Annotated in this window: 18 protein-coding genes; all 18 read right to left on the minus strand. The window is 37.7% G+C overall.

The window, feature by feature from the left end:
• Positions 1–198: 198 nt before the first annotated feature.
• The 18 genes from greA to WC460_05710 all read right to left on the minus strand — a co-directional run bounded on the left by greA (position 199) and on the right by WC460_05710 (position 20532).
• The gene (gene greA, locus WC460_05625) at positions 199–663 is read right to left on the minus strand and encodes a transcription elongation factor GreA (GenBank protein ID MFA5188813.1); all 465 of its coding nucleotides are present in this window, start codon (positions 661–663) and stop codon (positions 199–201) included.
• 657 nt (positions 664–1320) lie between these two features.
• Positions 1321–3273 carry a penicillin-binding protein 2 gene (gene mrdA / locus WC460_05630; GenBank protein ID MFA5188814.1) on the minus strand — a complete coding sequence of 651 codons (1953 nt, stop codon included), beginning with the start codon at positions 3271–3273 and terminating at the stop codon, positions 1321–1323.
• On the minus strand, positions 3270–3794 hold the full coding sequence (locus tag WC460_05635; GenBank protein ID MFA5188815.1) for a hypothetical protein: 525 nt from the start codon (positions 3792–3794) through the stop codon (positions 3270–3272). Before WC460_05635 ends, mrdA begins: the two co-directional genes overlap by 4 nt.
• Positions 3795–3809: 15 nt before the next feature.
• Entirely contained in the window at positions 3810–4619 is an 810-nt protein-coding gene (gene mreC / locus WC460_05640) for a rod shape-determining protein MreC (protein ID MFA5188816.1), read from the minus strand.
• 31 nt (positions 4620–4650) lie between these two features.
• Positions 4651–5709, minus strand: a complete 1059-nt coding sequence (locus WC460_05645) for a rod shape-determining protein (GenBank protein MFA5188817.1) — start codon at positions 5707–5709, stop codon at positions 4651–4653.
• Between the two features lie 179 nt (positions 5710–5888).
• A complete protein-coding gene (locus WC460_05650) occupies positions 5889–7142 on the minus strand; it encodes an aminoacyl--tRNA ligase-related protein (protein ID MFA5188818.1) in 1254 nt (417 codons plus the stop codon).
• Positions 7139–7531 (minus strand): hypothetical protein, encoded by a 393-nt coding sequence (locus WC460_05655; protein ID MFA5188819.1) that lies wholly within the window; start codon positions 7529–7531, stop codon positions 7139–7141. Before WC460_05655 ends, WC460_05650 begins: the two co-directional genes overlap by 4 nt.
• 387 nt (positions 7532–7918) lie before the next feature.
• The gene (locus tag WC460_05660) at positions 7919–8344 is read right to left on the minus strand and encodes a hypothetical protein (protein ID MFA5188820.1); all 426 of its coding nucleotides are present in this window, start codon (positions 8342–8344) and stop codon (positions 7919–7921) included.
• Positions 8345–8443: 99 nt separating this feature from the next.
• Complete coding sequence (locus WC460_05665; GenBank protein MFA5188821.1) at positions 8444–8734, minus strand: DUF721 domain-containing protein; 291 nt, start codon at positions 8732–8734, stop codon at positions 8444–8446.
• Positions 8735–8836: 102 nt separating this feature from the next.
• Positions 8837–9046: a hypothetical protein gene (locus WC460_05670; protein ID MFA5188822.1), complete on the minus strand. Its 210-nt coding sequence runs from the start codon at positions 9044–9046 to the stop codon at positions 8837–8839.
• 47 nt (positions 9047–9093) lie between these two features.
• Positions 9094–12558, minus strand: a complete 3465-nt coding sequence (locus tag WC460_05675) for a LamG domain-containing protein (GenBank protein ID MFA5188823.1) — start codon at positions 12556–12558, stop codon at positions 9094–9096.
• Between the two features lie 7 nt (positions 12559–12565).
• On the minus strand, positions 12566–14638 hold the full coding sequence (locus WC460_05680) for a hypothetical protein (GenBank protein ID MFA5188824.1): 2073 nt from the start codon (positions 14636–14638) through the stop codon (positions 12566–12568).
• Positions 14639–14675: 37 nt separating this feature from the next.
• Complete coding sequence (locus WC460_05685) at positions 14676–15722, minus strand: hypothetical protein (protein ID MFA5188825.1); 1047 nt, start codon at positions 15720–15722, stop codon at positions 14676–14678.
• 53 nt (positions 15723–15775) lie between these two features.
• On the minus strand, positions 15776–16861 hold the full coding sequence (locus tag WC460_05690) for a hypothetical protein (GenBank protein ID MFA5188826.1): 1086 nt from the start codon (positions 16859–16861) through the stop codon (positions 15776–15778).
• A 180-nt stretch (positions 16862–17041) separates the two neighbouring features.
• Positions 17042–17404 carry a hypothetical protein gene (locus tag WC460_05695; GenBank protein ID MFA5188827.1) on the minus strand — a complete coding sequence of 121 codons (363 nt, stop codon included), beginning with the start codon at positions 17402–17404 and terminating at the stop codon, positions 17042–17044.
• Positions 17405–17494: 90 nt separating this feature from the next.
• Positions 17495–18469, minus strand: a complete 975-nt coding sequence (locus WC460_05700) for a hypothetical protein (protein MFA5188828.1) — start codon at positions 18467–18469, stop codon at positions 17495–17497.
• A gap of 77 nt (positions 18470–18546) precedes the next feature.
• Positions 18547–19617, minus strand: coding sequence for a hypothetical protein (locus tag WC460_05705; GenBank protein MFA5188829.1), 1071 nt, complete (start codon positions 19615–19617; stop codon positions 18547–18549).
• Between the two features lie 204 nt (positions 19618–19821).
• On the minus strand, positions 19822–20532 hold the full coding sequence (locus tag WC460_05710; protein ID MFA5188830.1) for a hypothetical protein: 711 nt from the start codon (positions 20530–20532) through the stop codon (positions 19822–19824).
• Positions 20533–20536: the final 4 nt, after the last annotated feature.

A 20536-nucleotide genomic window follows, 5' to 3' on the forward strand; every position in this document is an offset into this window, starting at 1 on the left:
AAGAAATTCAACATGTGCAGGATCTTCTGAATGATCGCCCAAGAAAAACACTTGGTTTTTACAAACCTGATGAAATTTTCTCAAAATTACTTATTCATTAATTTTGCGCTAGAAGGTTGAATTCAGCTCTTATTAAAAATACGAAGAAGCCCCGCGAGGCAGGACTTCTTCGGTAAAATATATTATATTTTTGCTTTATTAGGAAAGTTCTAAAATTTTATATTTAATGGTTCCGGCCGGAGCTTCTACCTCAGCTATTTCCCCTACCTTTTTGCCAAGAAAGGCTTGACCGATTGGTGATTCATTGGAAATTAAACCAACTGCCGGGTTAGCTTCACTGGGACCGACAATAGTAAATGTTTTGTCTTTATCTGCGACTTTAACTTTAATTGTACAGCCGACATCAACGCATTTTTTGGCTTCATGGCCATTATTAATAACGACTGCATTATTAACAATTTCCTCCAATTCCCTGACTTTTGCTTCATTCATGCCCTGATCATCTTTAGCTTCCTGATATTCAGCATTTTCAGATAAATCACCTAATTTAATGGCCTCAGCAATACGATCGCTGATTTCTTTGCGCTTCTCTGATTTTAAAATTTCTAATTCTTTTTTAATTTTTGCCAAGCCTTCTTTGGTTAAATATTTTTCTTCTGCCATAAATTTATATTGATTACTTAAACACTAAACTATTATCGCGAAATCACACTAAATATTTTTCGTGCATTTTAGTGAACGAATTTGGTGGTTCAAAACATATAGTATATAAAATACCAAAATGACAAATTCGTGTCAAGACTTTATCCACTCCTACGCTCCTACGGAGCTTCGGAGTGCAAGCACTCTTAATATAAGAGGAATCCTATAGTTCTACGCTCCTACGGAGCTTTGGAGTGCAAGTACTCTTATATAAGAGTGAGCCATAATTCTACGCTCCTACGGAGCTTCGGAGTGCAAGCACTCTTATATAATAGTTATCCATTAGTTCTACGCTCCTACGGAGCTTTGGAGTGCAAGTACTCTTATATAAGAGTGAGCCATAATTCTACGCTCCTACGGAGCTTCGGAGTGCAAGCACTCTTATATAATAGTTATCCATTAGTTCTACGCTCCTACGGAGCTTTGGAGTGCAAGTACTCTTATATAAGAGTGAGCCATAATTCTACGCTCCTACGGAGCTTCGGAGTGCGGGCACTCTTCTATGCTCCTACGAAAATACGAATCTTTTACAAATGATACAAAAATAAATTAAATTCTGATTTAAGGGCTAAATTTTCAGCGTAATCAACTTTTTAACTTGGATTAACTCTTAAATCTTTAATTTGATGTATTTTGTAAATTTTGTATTGTATTAGTTTTTGTATAGGTATTAAAATACCAGTTTAAAATATCATAAGTAATTGGCACGCAGGCAGAACTCCCTTCGCCGCCTTCCTCAACTAAAACAGTAATGGCTACTTCCGGCTGATCATAAGGCGCAAACCCGATAAACCAGGCTTGAGGATTTTTCTCAGTGTTCCATTGGGCTGTCCCTGTTTTCCCGCCCACAGCAACATTTAAACTGTTTAGGTATTGAGCGCTGCCCAAGGTAACAGTCTGGCGCATGGCTTTTTTTACAATCTCCAGATTGGCATCATCAATAAAATTTTCCCTGATTATTTTTGGCTCAATAATCTGCTTGCTGCCGTCATTACTGATAATTTCTTTGACTAAATGCGGCTCATATAATTTGCCTCCGTTTAAAAAGGCCGTAGTATAATTAGCAACCTGTAAAGGCGTGACTAAAACATCGCCCTGGCCAATGGCCGCATGATAAGTATCTCCGATAAACCAGTCCTCATTTTTAGTTTTCTTTTTCCAGTCAGGATCAGGCACTAAGCCGGTAGCTTCACCGGGCAAATCAATGCCGGTTTTATCGCCCAAGCCAAAAATTTTAAAATATTTTTCCAGACCCTCAATGCCCAAGCCTTTAAAATCTTCATAACCGCCGCCAATCATGTAAAAAAAGGTATTGACTGACCAGGCAATTGCTTTATAAACATTAGTTATGCCATGCCCGCCGGCAGCCCAGTCAGGAAAAAACCAGCGGTTATAAAGCCATAAGCCGCCAGTGCTATTAACCGTGGTTTTATCAGTGATAATGCCTTCCTGCAAAGCGCCGGCGGCAATAACCGGCTTTATCGTTGAACCAGACGGATATTCGCCCTTGACTGCCCTATCAAAAAGAGGCTGATTCTCATCATTTAGCAAATTATTATAATCTTGTTCAGAAATGCCTTGGGCAAAAAGGTTAAGATCAAAATCAGGATAGCTTACCAGCGCCAGGACTTCCCCATTCTGAGGATTTAACATTATGACAGCCCCCTTTTTTTTATTAAGGCTATGCAAATGATTAATTAAAATTTCCCGCACTTTATTTTGCACCTTTTGATCCACGCTTAAAACCAAACTTTTACCATTAACCGGATCCTCATGATAAAGGACTTTGTCCTCATGACCTGCCGCATCAACTTCAATCCCCTCTTGCCCGAATTTTCCCCTTAAAACAGATTCGTAGCTTAATTCCAAACCAGTCTTGCCAATATAATCATTCAAGTTATAGCCATCCTGGCTGTGCTGGTCTAATTCTTTTTCCGTTATTTTTCCTTCGTAGCCCAAGATATGGGCAAAATCAACAGGGCTAAAATATTGCCGCTGGTCCTGAGCATCAATAGATAAGCCCGTAAATTGAGCTGCTTTAATCTTTAAATCAATGGCTTCTTCATAACTCAGGTTTTCTTTAATTAAAAGCGGATATTTAAAATTTTTTGGATATTTGGCTAAAAGATCTGCAATTGGCTGGCTGGCAATGTTTAAAATCTGGCTGATACTATTTATCTCTTCCAGTCTTTTATCATTATTTAATGACAAATCTTTGGGTAAAATCATGGCGTTGAAAATCGGCAAATTTTTCACTAATGGCTGGTTCTGGCTGTCATAAATCAAGCCTCTGGCCGCCGGCAAGATTTTTTCCCTGGTTCTGTTGGAGTCAGCCAAAAGCTGGTAATATTGGCCCTTGAAAATTTGCAAATACATTGTCCTGCCTAAAAGAATAAGCAGGCAGGCCATAACCAGATAGGAAAAAAAATTTATTTTGTTTTCACTTATAAATTTGCCTAAAAATCCATGGCCAGACTGGCTGATCTTTTCACCCTCTAAATTATCATCAAAAAAATCAGCCTCAATTTCTTGGGCTCGCCTGTATTCTCTATTAACAAATAAGTCTCTCATTTTTTTATTAAAAAGACTAAATTTAATTTTTTAATTGTTAATTTGGCAATGACAAAAATCAAACTGATCAAAGCCACATTAAGGATATTCTGCCACAAAAAATTTATTAAAAAAATGCTGTCAACTGAGATATAAATTCTAATCATCCCTAATAGATAGGCCAGATAATTAATTAAGACCAATAAGCAATTGTACAAAAAAGTGGCCATGACAATTAAAATTATATTGGTCAAATATGAAAAATTAATTAAAACATGCTTATATAAAAAATTAACCAGGCTTATTATTAGTAAAAATATGATTATTAATGAACCGAATGGCAAATATGAATAAAGGCCGGCAATTAAACCGATAATCACCGAGAAAATGAAACCCAGATTAAAGCCGGAAATAATGGTGATAAAAACTAAAAAAACCAATAAGATGTTCAGATTCGCAGTATAGCCAAAAACCATTAAAATGCTTTGCTGAATAAAAACCAAAAATAATGAGATAAATATGTAATAAAGATATTTAATCATAGAAATTAAATCTAATTAATAGCTTTTTGGCAAAATTACGCTTAAAATAGTAATTTCTTCATAATCAAGCAAAGGGCTGAGCGTCGCACTTTTAAACAATTCGTTTTCCTGGCTGATAATACGGTTTATCTTGCCTAAGATTAGCCCACGAGGTATGTTTTTTTCTAAGCCTGAAGTAATGAATAAATCACCTTCTTTTATTTCTAAATCTTGAGGAATTAATTCTACTTTTATGCTTAAGCCGTACTCGCCGATTGCCATGCCCGTTGTTTTATTATTAGCCAGCGTGCTGACGGCCAATTCGCTCATTTTGTCAGTAATCAGTAAAACCGTCGCTAAATGGTCACTAGCGGCAATGACCTTGCCGACAATAATACCATTATCAACAACTACGGGATAACCCTCGGCAATACCATCCAATTTGCCTTTATCAAGCAATAAGGTATTCAAACGATCCTGATCACGGCCAATAACTTTAGCCAGGACAAGATCATAATTCTGGCTGGTTTTAAAATTTAAAGTCGTTCTTAATTTTTCATTTTCTGTTTTATAATCATTGAGCTGGGTATTGGCAAAAAGCAGCTCATCATACTGGCGTTTTAATTCAATATTTTCCTTTTTTAAATTTTGCGCTTCCTGATAATTTATAAACGAATATTTTAATTTGGTCAAAAAGGCATAAGTCTGATGCTGGGACTCATTTAAAATTCCCATGATGAAATTTTCAGGCGCTGCTAAAATTCTTAAATAATGGAAAAAAATAAGCAGTATGATAACTGCCAAAATATAAATTTTTAGATATTGATTTTTTTTCTTTTCAATCATAATTTAAGCTCCACGAGCTTAGGCCCGTGGATTACATTTTTGAACTTTGCTCCATGGTTGAAGGCGAGGCAACATTTTTAAGCAAAGGCAGATCATCAAGCAAATAGCCGGTGCCTCTGACTACAGCAGTTAAGGGATCATCAGCCACAAAAACCGGAATTTGAGTGGCTCGGGAAATGGCAATGTCTAGAGATTTTAAAAGCGCGCCGCCGCCAGTTAGCAGGATGCCTCTCTCATAAATATCTGCCACTAATTCCGGCGGAGTAATTTCCAGGGTAGCTTTGACATTATCAATAATTATTCTGACAGATTTTGCCAAGGCTTCCCTGATCTGGCTGTCATTAACAATAATTTCTTTGGGCAGGCCAGTCACCAAATCACGGCCTCTCATCTGGGCTTCAAGGGGCTGCTTTAATTCTGCGGCTGAACCGATTTTAATTTTAATTTCTTCAGCAACTTTTTCGCCTAAAAGCAAGTTGAATTTGCTGCGCGCATATTGAATAATATTTTTGTTCATTTCATCACCGGCGATTTTTATAGTTTTCCAGGTCACAACGCCGCCTAAAGAAATTACTGCTATCTCAGAAGTACCGCCGCCAATATCAACAATCATATTGCCCAAAGCTTCTTCAATCGGCAAACGGCAACCGATGGCCGCTGCCATTGATTCTTCAACCAGATAAACCTCGCGCGCACCGGCAGAATAAGCCGCATCTTCAACTGCTTTTCTTTCCACTTCAGTAATATCCAATGGCACCCCTATAACTACTCTTGGTCGAGGCAGCAAATTAAAGCCTTCAGCATGGATTTTATCAATGAAATATTTAAGCATTTTCTCAGTCACTTCAAAATCAGAAATTACGCCGTCAACCAAAGGTTTAATCGCAATAATATGGGCCGGAGTTTTGCCGACCATTTTTTTGGCTTCACCGCCCACTGCTAAAATCTGATCAGTTTTAGAATTAATGGCCACGACTGATGGCTCATTAATCACAATCCCCTTATCTTTGACATAAACTAAAGTATTGGCAGTGCCTAAGTCAATGCCAATATCTTTGGAAAATCTGCCTAGAATTCTATCAAAAATCATAATGATACTAATTTACAAATATTATACTAATGATACAAATAGTTCCCCTGTTTTAATTCCAGATACCTGTCCATTTTACCTTTCTTACCTGTCATCCGACCTGTCTGCCATAGCTTAAGCGGAGGCAGAAGCTTTAGCGTAGGATGACCCCTTTTACCCTTCTTTCTCTTTTTACTCTTTTAAATTAATCCTTTAAGGTATTTTATCAGTTTATCCAGCTTAACTATTTCCAGCTTATCAGAATTTCTCGGCTTTATTTCCACGCTTTTAGCTTGCAAAGTTTTTGCGCTTAAAACAAGCCTGAACGGAATACCGATTAAATCACTGTCTTTTAATTTAATTCCAGCTGATTCTTCCCTATCATCATATAGCACTTCAAAGCCAGCTTTAACCAGCTCATTATATAACTTGTCCCCATTTTTTGCAAGTTCCTTTTCTGAACCTAAAGTCAGTAAATGCAGGGCAAAAGGAGCCACTTCTTGGGGCCAAATAATACCCTTATTATCATGATGAATTTCAACTATAGTCCCCATAAGTCTGCCCAAACCCATACCATAACAACCCATAGTAATAATAACTTCCTGCCCCTCGCTATTATTTACTTTTAAATCAAAAGGAAGTGAGTATTTTGTCTTAAGCTTAAAAATATTGCCTGTTTCAATGGCCTTGGCTTCTTTAAAATCTTTAACAGTCAGATTGCAGGTTTCACATTTAGTTATAACCTCAATAATTTCTTTATTATAAGCAATTTTACATTTTGGGCAGATATAAATTGTATCTTCACCGGCTGGCGTGACTGTTTGAAATTCATGTGAATATTTTGAGAATGAAGATCCAGAAGCCAAAGTCAGATATGTTTCTGCTCTAATCCCTGCTCTTTGAAAAATCTTAAAATAAGCATCTTTAGCTTTTTCATAATATTCATCCAAATCTTTTTCGTCTAAATGGAAAGAATAAAGGTCTTTCATGACAAATTCCCTGCCACGCAAAATGCCGGACTTTGAACGCAATTCCATTCTGAATTTATTTTGAAATTGATAAATATAGACCGGTAAATCTTTGTAGGAATTGATGAATTTTTTCATTAATGGCACAACCACTTCTTCATGAGTCGGTCCCAGCGCAAATTCATGGCCGCTTGAATCTTTAACTTTGTATAAATCATCCATGCTTGACCAACGGCCTGTTTTTTCCCAATTATCTTTAGGATGCAATGAGGGCATCACAATTTCCTGGCCGCCAATATTATTCATTTCTTCACGAATAATATTCTCAAGCTTTTTAAAAACTCTTAAGCCCAGTGGCAATAGAGTATAGACGCCGGCTGCCAATTTATCAATAAAGCCTGCCCTAATTAATAATTGGGCATTAAGGCTTTTTTCCTCCTCCCCTATTTCTTTTTTAGTTTTGGTAAATAAAAATGATTGTTTCATATTTTTATGCTTGGTTTAGATTTATAGCCCATGAAAAATATTTCTAAGATGACAAAGGCCAGAATTAAGAAAAAAATGTTTCTCCAGATTAACAAATTAGCGCTTTTTAAAAACAAGCTGATGACTATTAACAAAGAAAACCAAACTGCCTGGCGGAATGAGGTAATAACTTTTCTGAAGATTAAATGCTCTGAGGTAAAAAATATCCTGGCAATCAGGCCAATTATGGAAAAAATCCCGATTAAAGTCAGCAATAAGCTGAAATAAAACAAAATTAATGCTAACAGATTGGCCTTTGTCGGATCAAAAAAATAAACTACTGCTAAAAAAGCAAAAAAGCAGGCAATGGTGCATAAAAGCATTAAAATAATATAAGATCTTAATGTCATAATTATGACTTAGTATATTAAGTAGGGATACTAATTTACGAATATTATACGAATAATACTAATTGGAACCGTATGAAAATTTGAGAACTATTAGTATATTTTGCCTGCCTGCCCTGCCTACCGGCAGGCAGGCGGCAGGCAGGTATTGAATTCGTACATTAGTATCCAAATATAGATAATGGCGTTTTACCAAATTTAGGCAAATACGGCACTAAAACAAAAAAACGCTAAGAACAAGTTAGCTTAATTTTAGCAAATTTATATAAATTTAGCAATTGCCAAAATGGCCCAAGAACATTATTTAAATACCTTAATTTTCTTAAATTAACTAAATAAAAAACACCACGCAACGCGTGACGTTTTTGCAATAAAATCAATTTATACAAATTAGCTTTGGCTAGCTTGCATCTTCTGCACTTTAATCTCCAGATCCGCTAATTGCTTTTTCATAATTTCAATATCGCGATAAGCAGCTGAGATATCCTCGCCTTCAAACGTTTCTATATTATCTAGCCTTTCTTTAATTTCTTTTAATTCAAGCCTAATATCAGCCAATTCCTGTTTAATTGGAACCAATAGATCTTCAAACGTAGATAGAACTCTTATTTCCATTTGTTTTAAGTCTTCTTTAGTCGCAAAACGGTCCAAGTCTTCTTTGGTCGCAAAACGGTCCAAATCTTCTTTGTTAGCAAAACCATCCAAATCTTCTTTGGTCGCAAAACGGTCCAAATCTTCTTTGTTAGCGGCATTGTCTTTAATAAAAGTTACAATGTCTAATATATCTTTTATATTTTGTTCCTGGCTATTGTCCATAAAATTTATTTTTCTTTATACTAACAGTATACGATTTAATTATTTAATAGTCAAAATTGCGCAAATCACTATAAATAATTTGCTATGTTAAATTAACCGCTATATTACCAGCCTGATATCCTTGATAAAATCTGGGCTAAACTTGGCGTTTATTTTCTCAAGGATTTCTGCTTTTCTAAAATTCATTTCCTGGGCCATCACAGAACTTAAGCAAGCCACTGTCAGGATATTATTTTTAATATATAATGGTTTAATTTTTTTACCAAGATTAGAGCCGAATATTTTAATAATAATCTCTTTAAATTCTTCAATTATTAAAGAGGTTTTAACCTGTTGGCTAAAACCTTGCTGAGTAATCCGTTTAGATAAAAATTTACTTATGTGTTCCATAAGCTTGCTTGTAAAACAATAGTAATAGATTGTAATACAATTGTCTTACAATTTATTACCATATCTTACAACAATAAAACAAATAAAAAGCCTAAAAACGATTTATTTAATATTTGTTTTTAGCTGACCCAGGACTGTATTAATTGCCTGCGCAATTGCTAAATCATCTGCTTTTAATTTTTCAACTTCTTTTTGCAAAGACATGTTGTTTATAAATAAAAAAACATTGCTCAAAACCAAAGCGCCTAAAATAAAAATTATTAGAACTTGAAGCCAGTCTATTCTATTTCCCTCTTTATTAATTAATTTCATAATTTTCTAATTAGTAGATTAGTAATAAATTAGCTGATTAGTAACCTTTATTTTTCATAGACCACAAAAATCGTTATCACATCCCCTTCTGTCCAGGTACCGCCCAATTTATCCACTCTGATAGCCGAGCCGTCATATTCAATCCTGTTTTCCGTATTAGTACTCCAAAAATCCTGATCGCCATAAACATTGCCGCTGACCACATAATGAACGCCATGCAAACTGGCAATTTTGTCTTTTGTGGCTTTTGCCCATGATTCTGAAAAATATGTATTTGTAACATCATCGCTGGTTATTGTATGCCTGATTAGATCAGAAGCTAAAAATTCGTTGTCATTTGTCTTTAAATAATTTGAGGCTAAATCTCCTGTTGTTTTTAAACTTTGATCAAAAATGAATTGCGTATTAGTGGCATCCCAGATTAAATTGCCATAGTTGCTGCCCATATTGCCAAAAGATATCAAATTATAAATAGTATCGCTGCCTGAAACAGAAGAAGCCGCATTCCAAATTTTTAGAGGGTAAGTTGTGTTATTATTACTGTTAAAAAGTCCGGCAATAATTCCGTCACCGCTAGTATAATTGTTTAAAACTAATAATGAAGCCAGGCCTGAAATACCGCCTCTGCTGTTTATAACCATCTTATCAGGGTTGTCTGTTGCTCTGGCAATAATGTCTCCTAAATTTAAAAGCTGGCTTTTATAAATAACTAGACTGTCCAAAATGCCTTTATAAAAATTACCGGACGAATCTTTGCCAATGTATAAATCAGCCGCATTATCCAGACTGCCGGTTACACTGGTAATATTTTGGATGTATGTTAATGAACCATCATAAGCCATAGTGACATTACTGGAACGATCAAAGGCAATTAAAACATGATGCCACTTGCCATCATTTAAAGCATATCCGCCTGCTACATTTGTGCTATAAGTATTGGTGCCATCTCCGATAAAAAAACCGATTTTATTATTAGAATCAAAATAAACTTCATAGCCGGCATCCCCGCTTCTTTTGGAAATAATCCTTTTATTTGTCTGGTCACTTGAATCTGCTTTGAGATAAAATTCCAGAGAAAAATTATCAGTGCCCATATTTAAATTAGCGCTGTCTGTCAAAGTCAGATAATCTGAAAGTCCGTTAAATCCCAAACCATAGCCATAATATCCTTTTTGCCAGGTTGTGCCTGTAATCGTAGGATCATCAGCCAGGGTAATATTTGAGGTAGTTGTCCCCTGCCCTTCGGCAAAGGCCAGGCCGACTGCCTTGCTATCATTGCTAAAATAAACCGGATCTGCCTTATCTTTTTCATTAGTACTGGCTGGCAAGCCGATTAAACTGCCGACAGGCGAAGAAATATTGCCATCGCTCAAATTATTAGCCACATAAAGATTTTCAAATGCAGAATTAAAATGATTTTTGACTTCTGCAGGCGTTAAAACATCATCATAAATAGCGACACTATCAATTTCACCATCAAGTGAAGTATTTGGGCTGCCTGCTGAACCAAGATAGAATTTATCAAACCTGCTTATGTCTAAATTTGAATATGCAGTACTTAAGGCAAATTGCCCGTCACCATAAAAAGATACATTCCCTGAATCCCAGGCAATTACAACATAATGCCAGCTAGTATCCGGGATACTGCCCAGAGGAATCTTTGTGTCTCCTACCTTGAAATACATATCGCTCTGATTTTCTTTGGCAAACACAATTTCATTGGAAGTGCTTTCCGCCAGTCTAAAAGCATAATTATCAGCTGAGGCGGTTATATCATTAAATTTTACCCAAAACTCAATTGAACCCTGAGTTGATGATAAGCCGGGATCTGCAAAAGACACTGAATCGCCATCAGCGCCAAATTTCATGCCATAGCCAATATAGCCTGAATTTGTCCAGTCAGCATTGCCATTGACAGTACCATTGGCATTGCCAGCCAGATCCGTGACAGTGGAACCGACAGAATCAGAAAAATCATAGGCTAATTTTTTATTTTCATCACTATAATGCGTGTAATCCTGCGAATTTGCGCGATTTGCTAAATAAGGCATTTGATTCGGCAGATAAGTTTCAGCGCTGAATTTAATACGCTGATAAAAATTATCCCAGGCCAGATAGCCCTCGCCTGTATTTTCATCATCGCTAGATTCAAGATAAATTGTGTGGGTTGTAATTTTGTTGCTATGGATATTTTGCCTATTGTCATCTGCATATATTCTTTTTATTTCATCCGGGCTTAAAGCTCTATTAAAAACTTTAACTTCATCAAATTGTCCCCTGGCATAATTGGCCGCATAATTGCCGATATTAAATGCGCCGGTCAAATTTTCCATGCCAGCATATGATGAGCTGTTGCTTTCATTGACAGTATCATCAACTTCTATTCCATTAATATATAATTTTATTCCGGCCGATGTTTTTGAACTATCATAAGTCGCAATCACATTAGCCCACTCCCCTTCATAGCTTGTTAAGGCGGTATTAAACATTCTACCCAAATAAGTATTGGTCTGGCTTTGATCAATCAGCTGCAGATTAATCTTATCATCAGCATTAATATAAAATTTATATTCGTCATCAGCAGAACCTGTGCCTTTGCTGGCAATTATAAAATTAGTGGCTTCATCCATTTTTATCCAGGCTGACAATGTGAAAGCCGAATCATCTGTGCCATTGCCAAAGCTTAATTTATCATCATCAGCTACTGAAAAATATTGATTAAGACCATCAAGAGTCAAAACATCATTAGCAGCACTGGCGCTGTTTTCCAATGTTCCAGTTAAACCATTGGGGCTGCTATCATCTGAATTCCCATTAAAGCCATAATCTGCGACCAAAGAACTATCTATAATTTTTGGCACGCTCAAATTTCCGGTCATTTCACCGCCTTCAATCTGAACAAAATCTGCAGATCCCTTGCCATTCAATTTGTCAGCATTCATGGCATAAGGCGTAGCTGTAAATCTTTTTCTGGGCAAAAATACTTCTTCAAAAGTGCCATTAGCGTCATAATCCAATTCAACTTGCAAATAAAAACTGTCAGTGGAAAATGTTACGCCGCCATTGGAAGCGCAAGTGCCGACCCAGTTGCCGCACAACGAATTTAATTCAACTGTAAAAATGCCGTCATTCACCTGAACTTTACTGCCGCTTGTGCCTTGATTTGTGCCATCCCAATTTTCCGCCCAAAGAAGGTTTCCGCTGGTAGCTTGGCTGTATATCCTAAAACGCATATCATAAAGTCCGTCCGGCGGAGGCACTCCGTCGGCATTGGTTATTTTACCCTGATAGGTCAAAGTATCACGGATGCCTTCAGTCGCAAAAATTGTATTTCTATAAATAAAATAAAGATAGCCTATTATTAAGGCAATCTGCAGGCCGATTACAAAAATAATCAAAAATGATTTTAAAGACCTTTTAATACTGCTAAAAAATATCCCTAAAAATTTAGGCCTGTTACCCCCAGCCCTTTTAGCTCCTCCCTGCGCTATTTTTTTATTTTTCTTTAACATAAGCAAATTAAAAGTTGCCCACGGCTGTAACAGTAACTGTTTGGGCATAAGAGCCTGCTTCTGTCGTACCAGTTATGACAGCGGCATGGCATAAGGTCGTTGAATCAGAACTGATCGGCCCTGTAGCAGAAGCAAATGATTGATCGCTGGTTAATAAAACTGAAGCTGGCATAGCTGTAGCCAATTGATTGGCTAAATTACTGCAAGCAGAGCCTGAATTATTTTGTGTAATTGTTTCACCGGCCTTTGAAGTTGAAACTCCGTATTCTTCTTCTGTAGAAACTCCTCCAATATTTGTCACTCCCACATCGCCATCAGCCACATCGCTTATTTGATTGGCGGCATTTCTCAGCATGCCATCTGCTCTAATATAGGCAGTATAGCCTAAGCTGCCATTGGTGCTAATTTGCGTATCATAATTGCAAGTGCTCAAGCCAGCAGCGCTGAAAGTGCCTAAACTGCAGTTTGCGGCTGACAATGACAGAGTTAAAGTTGCATCAACTGCGGCTGAGATATCAACTGTATCTTCCTGATCAATTATCCAATGGGTAAAATAAATTTCATTATTGCCGTCAATGTTATCCTGCCAAATGACATTGGGCAGATTGGTATTTCTTAGCACAATTTCAGGATAATCCGAAAAACTGTTGCCATTATCAGATAAATTATCTGTGCCTGCTACATCCCCCATTTTGGTCCAGCCAAGGCCTGGAGTCCATTTGCGAAAATATATTTCGTAATTATAAACGCTCACGGCTTCCCGCCAAACAATATTCGGAAAGCCCTGAGAGCTAAGTCCTATTTTGGGATATCTTGAAGCAGTTGCCGTGTTTGAGACATTATCATGCCCCAGAGTGCCATCCATTTTTGTCCAGCCAACACCCCCAGTCCATTTAGTGAAATAAATATCTCTAGTGCCTGTGGTGGCATCATCCCAGACAACGTTGGGTATGTTTGATTGGTCAAGTTTAAAATCAATGCTATCGGAATCGCCCAAGGTATTGGAAATATTTTCATAGCCTAAAGTGCCATCCATTTTTGTCCAGCCTGTGCCTGGCTGCCACTTGGTAAAAAATATCTCCCCATTTGCGCTTGTGACATCTCTCCAGATAATAATAGGAAAGCCTAATGAATCAAGACGCATTTTTGGCAAACCTGATGCAGATGAATTATTGGAAACATTATCCGCGCCTGGAGTACCGTCCATTTTGGTCCAGCCAACTCCCTGAGTCCATTTCTTAAAATAAATATCACCATTTCCTGTTAAATCAACAGACCAAGTAAGGCAAGGGTTATTTGAGGAATCAATCGCAAATTGTGCTAAATGTGAATTATTGCCGCTATCATTTGAAACATTATCAGTGCCTGGAGTACCATCCATTTTGGTCCAGCCAACTCCAAAAGTCCATTTACGGAAATAAATCTGCGTTTTACCATTAACAGGTTCTTCCCAAGCAATATAAGGATTATTATCATTATCTATGGCAAATTGAGTTGAGCCAGAATTTAAAGCCGTACCAGAAACATTATCAGTACCAGCCGACCCATCCATTTTTGTCCAGCAATCATCAATCCCAGCACCGCAGACACCTGAGCCGGCACCCACTGTCCATTTTCTAAAAAAAATTTCATAATTTCCAGTGGAATTATCCAGCCAGACTAAATAAGGAGTACCTGAATCTGTCAGTGAAAATTTTGGCAAAGTTGAGCTGCCAGAATCATTAGAAACGTTTTCTGAACCTTCACTGCCATCCATTTTTGTCCAGCAACCATTACCTCCACATCCAGTCGCTGTCCACTTGCTAAAAAAAATATCACTATTTCCAGTAGTACTATCAATCCAAATTGCATATGTATTATTATAAGCATCAGCCATAATTTGCGGTGCGATGGATGAGCCTGTATTATTGGAAATATTTTCACTAATATCTGTCCTGTCCATATTTTTCCAAGAGGCAAAAACTTCTTTGGTAAAAATCTGGCTGGTAACAATAATTACAATACCAAAGCAAAAAAGCCCAATTTTTCCTATTTTCCATTGGTTATTTAAATTAAAATACAATGGCTTTCTTTTAGTCACTAAATTCTTTCAATAAATTATTCTTAAAATTTATACTCTAAAAATTACCTACGACTGTAATCGTCACTGTCTGAGCATAAGCGCCTGCCGGGGTTGTGCCAGTGATCACTGCCGCATGGCATAAGGTAGTTGAATCAGCACTCACGGGCGCTGAAGAAGTGGCAAATGACTGGTCACTTGTTGTTAAAGCTGAACCTGGCATGGCAGTTGTCAACTGACCATCCAAAGTTGCACAATCAGAGCCTGAATCATTGTCTACTATCGTAGATGATGCATTTGTTGTAGAAATGCCATATTCTTCTTCTGTAGAAACTCCGCCGCTATTGGTTACACCCACGGTCGCATCTGCCACATTGGTTATGCTATTTGTGGCATTTCGCAAATTGCCGTCTGCTTTAATATACGCTGTATAGCCTGAATCAGCATTGGTGCTTACTTCTGTATCATAACTGCAGGTGCTTAAACCTGTTGTGCTTAATGTGCCTAAAGTGCAGGTAGAGGTAGATAAGGACAGAGTTAATGTTGGCTCAACTGTAGCCGAGATATTTACCTGGTTTAAGCCAACAACTATGGCTGCGCCGCCGCTATCTTCCTGGGTATCAGCATTGGTATCGCTGCCGCCCCAGGCATTATCAGCGCCCAAATCCCAGGTTGTAATAGCAAAAGAAGCTGAACCGGCAGTAGGATTGGTGATATGGTTATTTGAAATCGTAATAGTAATTTGGCCTGAAACCTGATCGCCTTCTGTTGTAATCGGAATTTGCAAATTTTGTCCACTCACACTGGCTGTCCCCTTGGTGATATCTGTGGTTGTATGAGTTTGAGTAACTGCCACATCACCGTTAACTACGTTAGAAATGACATAGCCTGCCGGAAAAGTAATTTTAATGCCATCCCCGCTATTTATATTGCCGTCAGGATTAAAAATAATCGTGGCATTTGTCGCTGCGCTGGCAGTGTAATTTGATAAAGTAATGCTCACCACGCTTATACCGCCGGCTAAGGCTGGCAAAGCAGTAAAAGTGTTTAATACCATCAATAAAACCGCCAGTACAATTGAAAAAAATTTAAAATGTTTGTTCATAACTTTTTTTATAAATTAATTTTATTCAATCTTTATTTTAATTATTTATTTTTTTAAAAATTTCCGACAACAGTGACAGTCACAACCTGGGCATAAGCGCCTGCAGGTGTTGTGCCCATAATAACAGCTGCATGGCACAAAGTCGTTGAATCAGCGCTCACTGGACTTGTCGCTGTGGCAAAAGACTGATCGCTGGTTGATAAGGCTGAACCGGGCATCGCAGTTGTTAATTGGCCATCTAAAGTTGCGCAATCTGTGCCTGAATCATTTTCCACTATTGTAGAAGATGCATTAGTCGTGGAAATGCCATATTCTTCTTCTGTAGAAACTCCGCCGCTATTAGTTACGCCCACGGTCGCATCAGCCACATTGGTTATGCTATTTGTGGCATTTCTCAAATTGCCGTCTGCTTTAATATAAGCTGTATAGCCTGAATCAGCGTTTGTGCTAACCTCAGTATCATAGCTGCAGGTGCTTAAACCGGTTGTGCTTAATGTACCCAAAGCGCAGGTCGTGCCTGACAAGGTTAAAGTTAAGGTTGGATCAACTGTGCCTGAAATATTAACCTGGTTTGTGCCAATCACTACCGCTGCATAAGAACTGTCTAATATTGTATCAGCATCAGCTCCAGTTCCCCCCCAAGCCTCATCAGCGCCTAAATCCCAAATTCCAAGTGTAATTTTCTGAGTGCCTGAAGATGAAGGCGTAGTAATATGGCTGTTGGCAATTGTAATCGTCACTGCTCCGCTGGGCGTATCACTTTCTGTGGTAATGGGAATTGCCAGTACATTTTGGAGGCCAATGCCACCTACGATTGCTGTTCCTTTAGTGATATCTGTGGCAGTATGCGCCTGAGTTACTGTCACGTCTCCATTGACAACTGGGGCAGTGGAAAGATCAGAATTATCAAACTGAACCGTTATCCCATCTCCAGTATTAATATTACCGTCTGGATCAAAGCTAACCGTTGTTGTGTTAATAGCTGTATTGACAGCTGAGACATTGTTCCCGCTGGCATCGTGATAAGTAACAGAAATATCGGCCAAACCGGCATTAGCGTAATTTTGGGCAAGACCACTTCCTCCTAAAATGATTACCATTGCCATAAAAATGTAAAAAAGCTTCGTTTTCTTAATCATAGATTAATTATTAATTATTTATTAAAATTATTAGATATTTTATTTTATAATCTCATATCTTAGCCAAATTTTAACTCATCCATATCACAATTATATCATAAATTCAGCCGTAAAAAAAGTTAGCCTGTGAATAAAATTTTAACCTGCTGAAATAAAATTCCGTCATAATGATGGCTTATCTTAATCTTTTTTATACTTTAATACACGTAAGTACGTATCAACAAATCTTAAAATTATAACCAAGATTAATGCTAAAATTACCATGATTAACGCCATCAGCCCCCAACTGGCTGCTTGATCATAAATTGTCTGAACTTCCCCGGTGACTTCTTTTTGTTGCAAACCCAATGATTTTTCAAAAAAATATTGGTATTTATTTTCTTTGGTCATTACGGACTGGGTTGGCTGAGTGGAAATATTTTTATTTAATTCTGTTTCTGGCACAATGCCGTAAACATTCACATCCGTCTGCCCATGACTTACGGATAAATAAAAAAAATTTATCAATATTGCCGCTAAACCAATTAAAATAATTTTACGCATATAATAACTCCCCAGCTTGATATAAGAAGAGGCTTTTAAGTATTAAAAGCCTCTTCTTTTCAAAGTCCTTATAAATTGGGATTAATACTTTTATTTCTTAGCTTTGCCGTATTTCTTCAAAATCCATTTGTTATATTTCTTGATAGCAAAATACAAGATTACAACAATAATGACTATTATTAACAAATTAACAATAATTATATTCCATGGGATTACCATGAATGTAGTTGAGGCTGTTAAAGTATTGCCTGCTGTGCCATAAGCCAAGCTTAAATCAGCGGTATAACTGCCAAAAGCAAAATTTTCTTTTTCCTGCATATATTTGCCCCAGAATGTGGTTGCGCCTACTGCATTAGGATCTTTTAACCAGCCAGCATCAAATTTTCTGATTTGGTCAGGCAGGACATTGCCACCTGCTTCATTGACAGCAACTTTGCCGGCAACAGCTCCCCACATGTTTTTAATCGTAATTGTTCCCATTGGCTTTAAATGGACATTACCGTCATTTTTTACTCTCACGCTAAAATCTACTGGCAGTGAACTAAAAGTTTTACCAGCTGTGCTGAATTCTGCAATTTGCGCGCTTTCTTTAATTTCACCTGCAATTCTAACCAAAATCAAAGTGCCAATACGGCTGGCAATAGATACTTGAGAACCTGCATTGGCAGCTTCCGGAGGCGCAGTGCTCAAAAATATAGCAGCATAATGACCGCCTGGCCCGGCATAATTAGGTACGATAATTGAAAAAGGCACTTCCACTGTAGAACCTGCTGGAACAGTGATACTCTGGAATGGAAACTTTATCCAGGTAGCTAAATCCACGTCTTCACCTGTAAAAGATGGTTCTCCTGCTTCACCGCCTGCCACAAATCGTTCTGCTGATAAGTAATAAGTGGCTGCTGCCGCACCTTCATTACGAACCTTAATTGATTGATTTATCACATCGCCTTTCGCAGCGTCAATCTCAATTATAGGCGGTGATACTGTAACAGCAGAACTTGCTAAAGGCAGAAGTAAGCCGACAGCAAGCAGGGCAATTACCAATGAGAAAATTTTTGTTTTCATATTTTTCCCCTCACCCTCCATTGCTTAAAGCAGCGGAGGGCAAATTTAATTTTTATAATTTATTTTAATTATTTATTTTAAAAATTACCAACAACTGTAATTGTCACAACCTGAGCATAAGCGCCTGCAGGTGTTGTGCCCATAATAACAGCGGCATGACACAAAGTCGTTGAATCAGCGCTCACTGGACTTGTCGCTGTGGCAAAAGACTGATCGCTGGTTGATAAGGCTGAACCCGGCATCGCAGTTGTTAATTGGCCAGCTAAAGTTGCGCAATCAGAGCCTGAATCATTGTCCACTATTGTAGAAGATGCATTTGTTGTGGAAATACCGTATTCTTCTTCTGTGGAAACACCGCCGCTATTAGCTACGCCCACGGTTGCGTCAGCAACATTGGTTATGCTATTTGTGGCATTTCTCAAATTGCCGTCTGCTTTAATATAAGCTGTATAGCCTGAATCAGCGTTTGTGCTAACCTCAGTATCATAGCTGCAGGTGCTTAAACCGGTTGTGCTTAATGTACCCAAAGCGCAGGTCGTGCCTGACAAGGTTAAAGTTAAGGTTGGATCAACTGTGCCTGAAATATTAACCTGGTTTGTGCCAATCACTACTGCCGCATAAGAACCATCTAAGACTGAATCAGCATTTTCGCCAGTGCCGCCAAAAGCATTGTCAGCGCCTAAATCATAGAGAACAATTGTGATTTTATAGGTGCCTGATGTAGTAGGGGTTGTAATGTGACTATTGGAAATAGTAACCGTCACTGCGCCACTCGGCGTGTCGCTTTGGGTGGTAATTGGGATTAAAACGCTTTGGATAACTCGAACCGCAGTACCTTTTATTATATCTGTGCCGCTATTTGCCTGGGTGATAGCAACATCACCGTTAACAACGCTAGCAACGCCAAAATTATCTTGGAATTGAATCTCTAAAGCATCTCCTGTGCTGAGATTGCCATCGGGATCAAAGCTAATTGTGGTTGTGTTAACAACCGTATTAACTGCTGAGATATTATTTCCGCTGCCATCATGCAATGTAACGGAAACTGCGCTTAACCCGGCGTTAGCGACATTTTCTGCAAAAAACCCTCCCCCTAAAATTGTCACTATTGCCATAAAAATGTAAAATAGTTTTGCTTTCTTTACCATAGTTTAATCTTCATTTGTTAATTAAAAAATACTAAAAGATTTAGTATTTAGATATTTTAAATATTTATTTTCCTGACTATTTCTTAAAATAAAATTCAAAGCTAAATCCATTGCTAAAATTTAGATTAAATAATTATTATATGTTTTTATTATAACATAAAAACATATAACTAACTATGATTTTAACCTGTGGAAAAGTCATGCCTAAAAAACTGGAATAAATTCATAAGTCAAAGTAGCGCCATAATTGCCAGCGTTTGTTTCAGGAGCAATATTCACAATTACCGAAACAGTAAAATCAGTCTGGTAAGAAAAACTTAATGACTGGGCAATAATATCACCGTCGTTATAAGCAAATTTATTTGTTGTATTATAATTTGGCGTTGCCCAACCAATCCCGCCCAAAGGGTCTGAGCCGATTAAAGGCACAGAATTACTCACTAAATTAATGCCAAATTGTTCAGTCCCCGGCTCAGAATCTGCAGCGACACTGCCTATTGGAGTGACGGCATGTTCCGAACTATGCAAAGATTCACCGATTATTTTTATAGTATAACCAGCTTTGGAATTTGTGTATGCTGAAAAAGTATGGCTGGAATAGGCTGTTGACGACGGAGAAAGCTCTCCAAAATTTAAACTGACTAACTGAACGCTAAATCCAATTGTCGGCTCAGCGCCAATGCCTGAAAAGCTTGGCTTTTCTTTAAAATTCATGCTTTGGGAATTGGCGCCAGCTTGATCTGTGAAATTTGAGTCAATTGCATAATTTTCTGAAGACAAAGCGCCTCCGCCTGAACTTAAATTATCCAGCCAGACTTTATAATTATTGCTGGACATGGCGGCTATTGCTTGTTTGCCAAAAGCCGCAAAACCAAACAATAAAAAAAGTATTAAAATTTTATTTAACTTGACCATGTTT

The sequence above is a fragment of the Patescibacteria group bacterium genome, from assembly GCA_041651155.1.
Classification (GTDB): Bacteria; Patescibacteriota; Patescibacteriia; order CAIXNZ01; family CAIXNZ01; genus JAPLYF01.

Bases quoted from the DNA above. Each gene is read 5' to 3' on its own strand.
- greA (MFA5188813.1), bottom strand. From the start codon at position 663: ATGGCAGAAGAAAAATATTTAACCAAAGAAGGCTTGGCAAAAATTAAA.
- mrdA (MFA5188814.1), bottom strand. From the start codon at position 3,273: ATGAGAGACTTATTTGTTAATAGAGAATACAGGCGAGCCCAAGAAATT.
- WC460_05635 (MFA5188815.1), bottom strand. From the start codon at position 3,794: ATGATTAAATATCTTTATTACATATTTATCTCATTATTTTTGGTTTTT.
- mreC (MFA5188816.1), bottom strand. From the start codon at position 4,619: ATGATTGAAAAGAAAAAAAATCAATATCTAAAAATTTATATTTTGGCA.
- WC460_05645 (MFA5188817.1), bottom strand. From the start codon at position 5,709: ATGATTTTTGATAGAATTCTAGGCAGATTTTCCAAAGATATTGGCATT.
- WC460_05650 (MFA5188818.1), bottom strand. From the start codon at position 7,142: ATGAAACAATCATTTTTATTTACCAAAACTAAAAAAGAAATAGGGGAG.
- WC460_05655 (MFA5188819.1), bottom strand. From the start codon at position 7,531: ATGACATTAAGATCTTATATTATTTTAATGCTTTTATGCACCATTGCC.
- WC460_05660 (MFA5188820.1), bottom strand. From the start codon at position 8,344: ATGGACAATAGCCAGGAACAAAATATAAAAGATATATTAGACATTGTA.
- WC460_05665 (MFA5188821.1), bottom strand. From the start codon at position 8,734: ATGGAACACATAAGTAAATTTTTATCTAAACGGATTACTCAGCAAGGT.
- WC460_05670 (MFA5188822.1), bottom strand. From the start codon at position 9,046: ATGAAATTAATTAATAAAGAGGGAAATAGAATAGACTGGCTTCAAGTT.
- WC460_05675 (MFA5188823.1), bottom strand. From the start codon at position 12,558: ATGTTAAAGAAAAATAAAAAAATAGCGCAGGGAGGAGCTAAAAGGGCT.
- WC460_05685 (MFA5188825.1), bottom strand. From the start codon at position 15,722: ATGAACAAACATTTTAAATTTTTTTCAATTGTACTGGCGGTTTTATTG.
- WC460_05690 (MFA5188826.1), bottom strand. From the start codon at position 16,861: ATGATTAAGAAAACGAAGCTTTTTTACATTTTTATGGCAATGGTAATC.
- WC460_05695 (MFA5188827.1), bottom strand. From the start codon at position 17,404: ATGCGTAAAATTATTTTAATTGGTTTAGCGGCAATATTGATAAATTTT.
- WC460_05700 (MFA5188828.1), bottom strand. From the start codon at position 18,469: ATGAAAACAAAAATTTTCTCATTGGTAATTGCCCTGCTTGCTGTCGGC.
- WC460_05705 (MFA5188829.1), bottom strand. From the start codon at position 19,617: ATGGTAAAGAAAGCAAAACTATTTTACATTTTTATGGCAATAGTGACA.
- WC460_05710 (MFA5188830.1), bottom strand. From the start codon at position 20,532: ATGGTCAAGTTAAATAAAATTTTAATACTTTTTTTATTGTTTGGTTTT.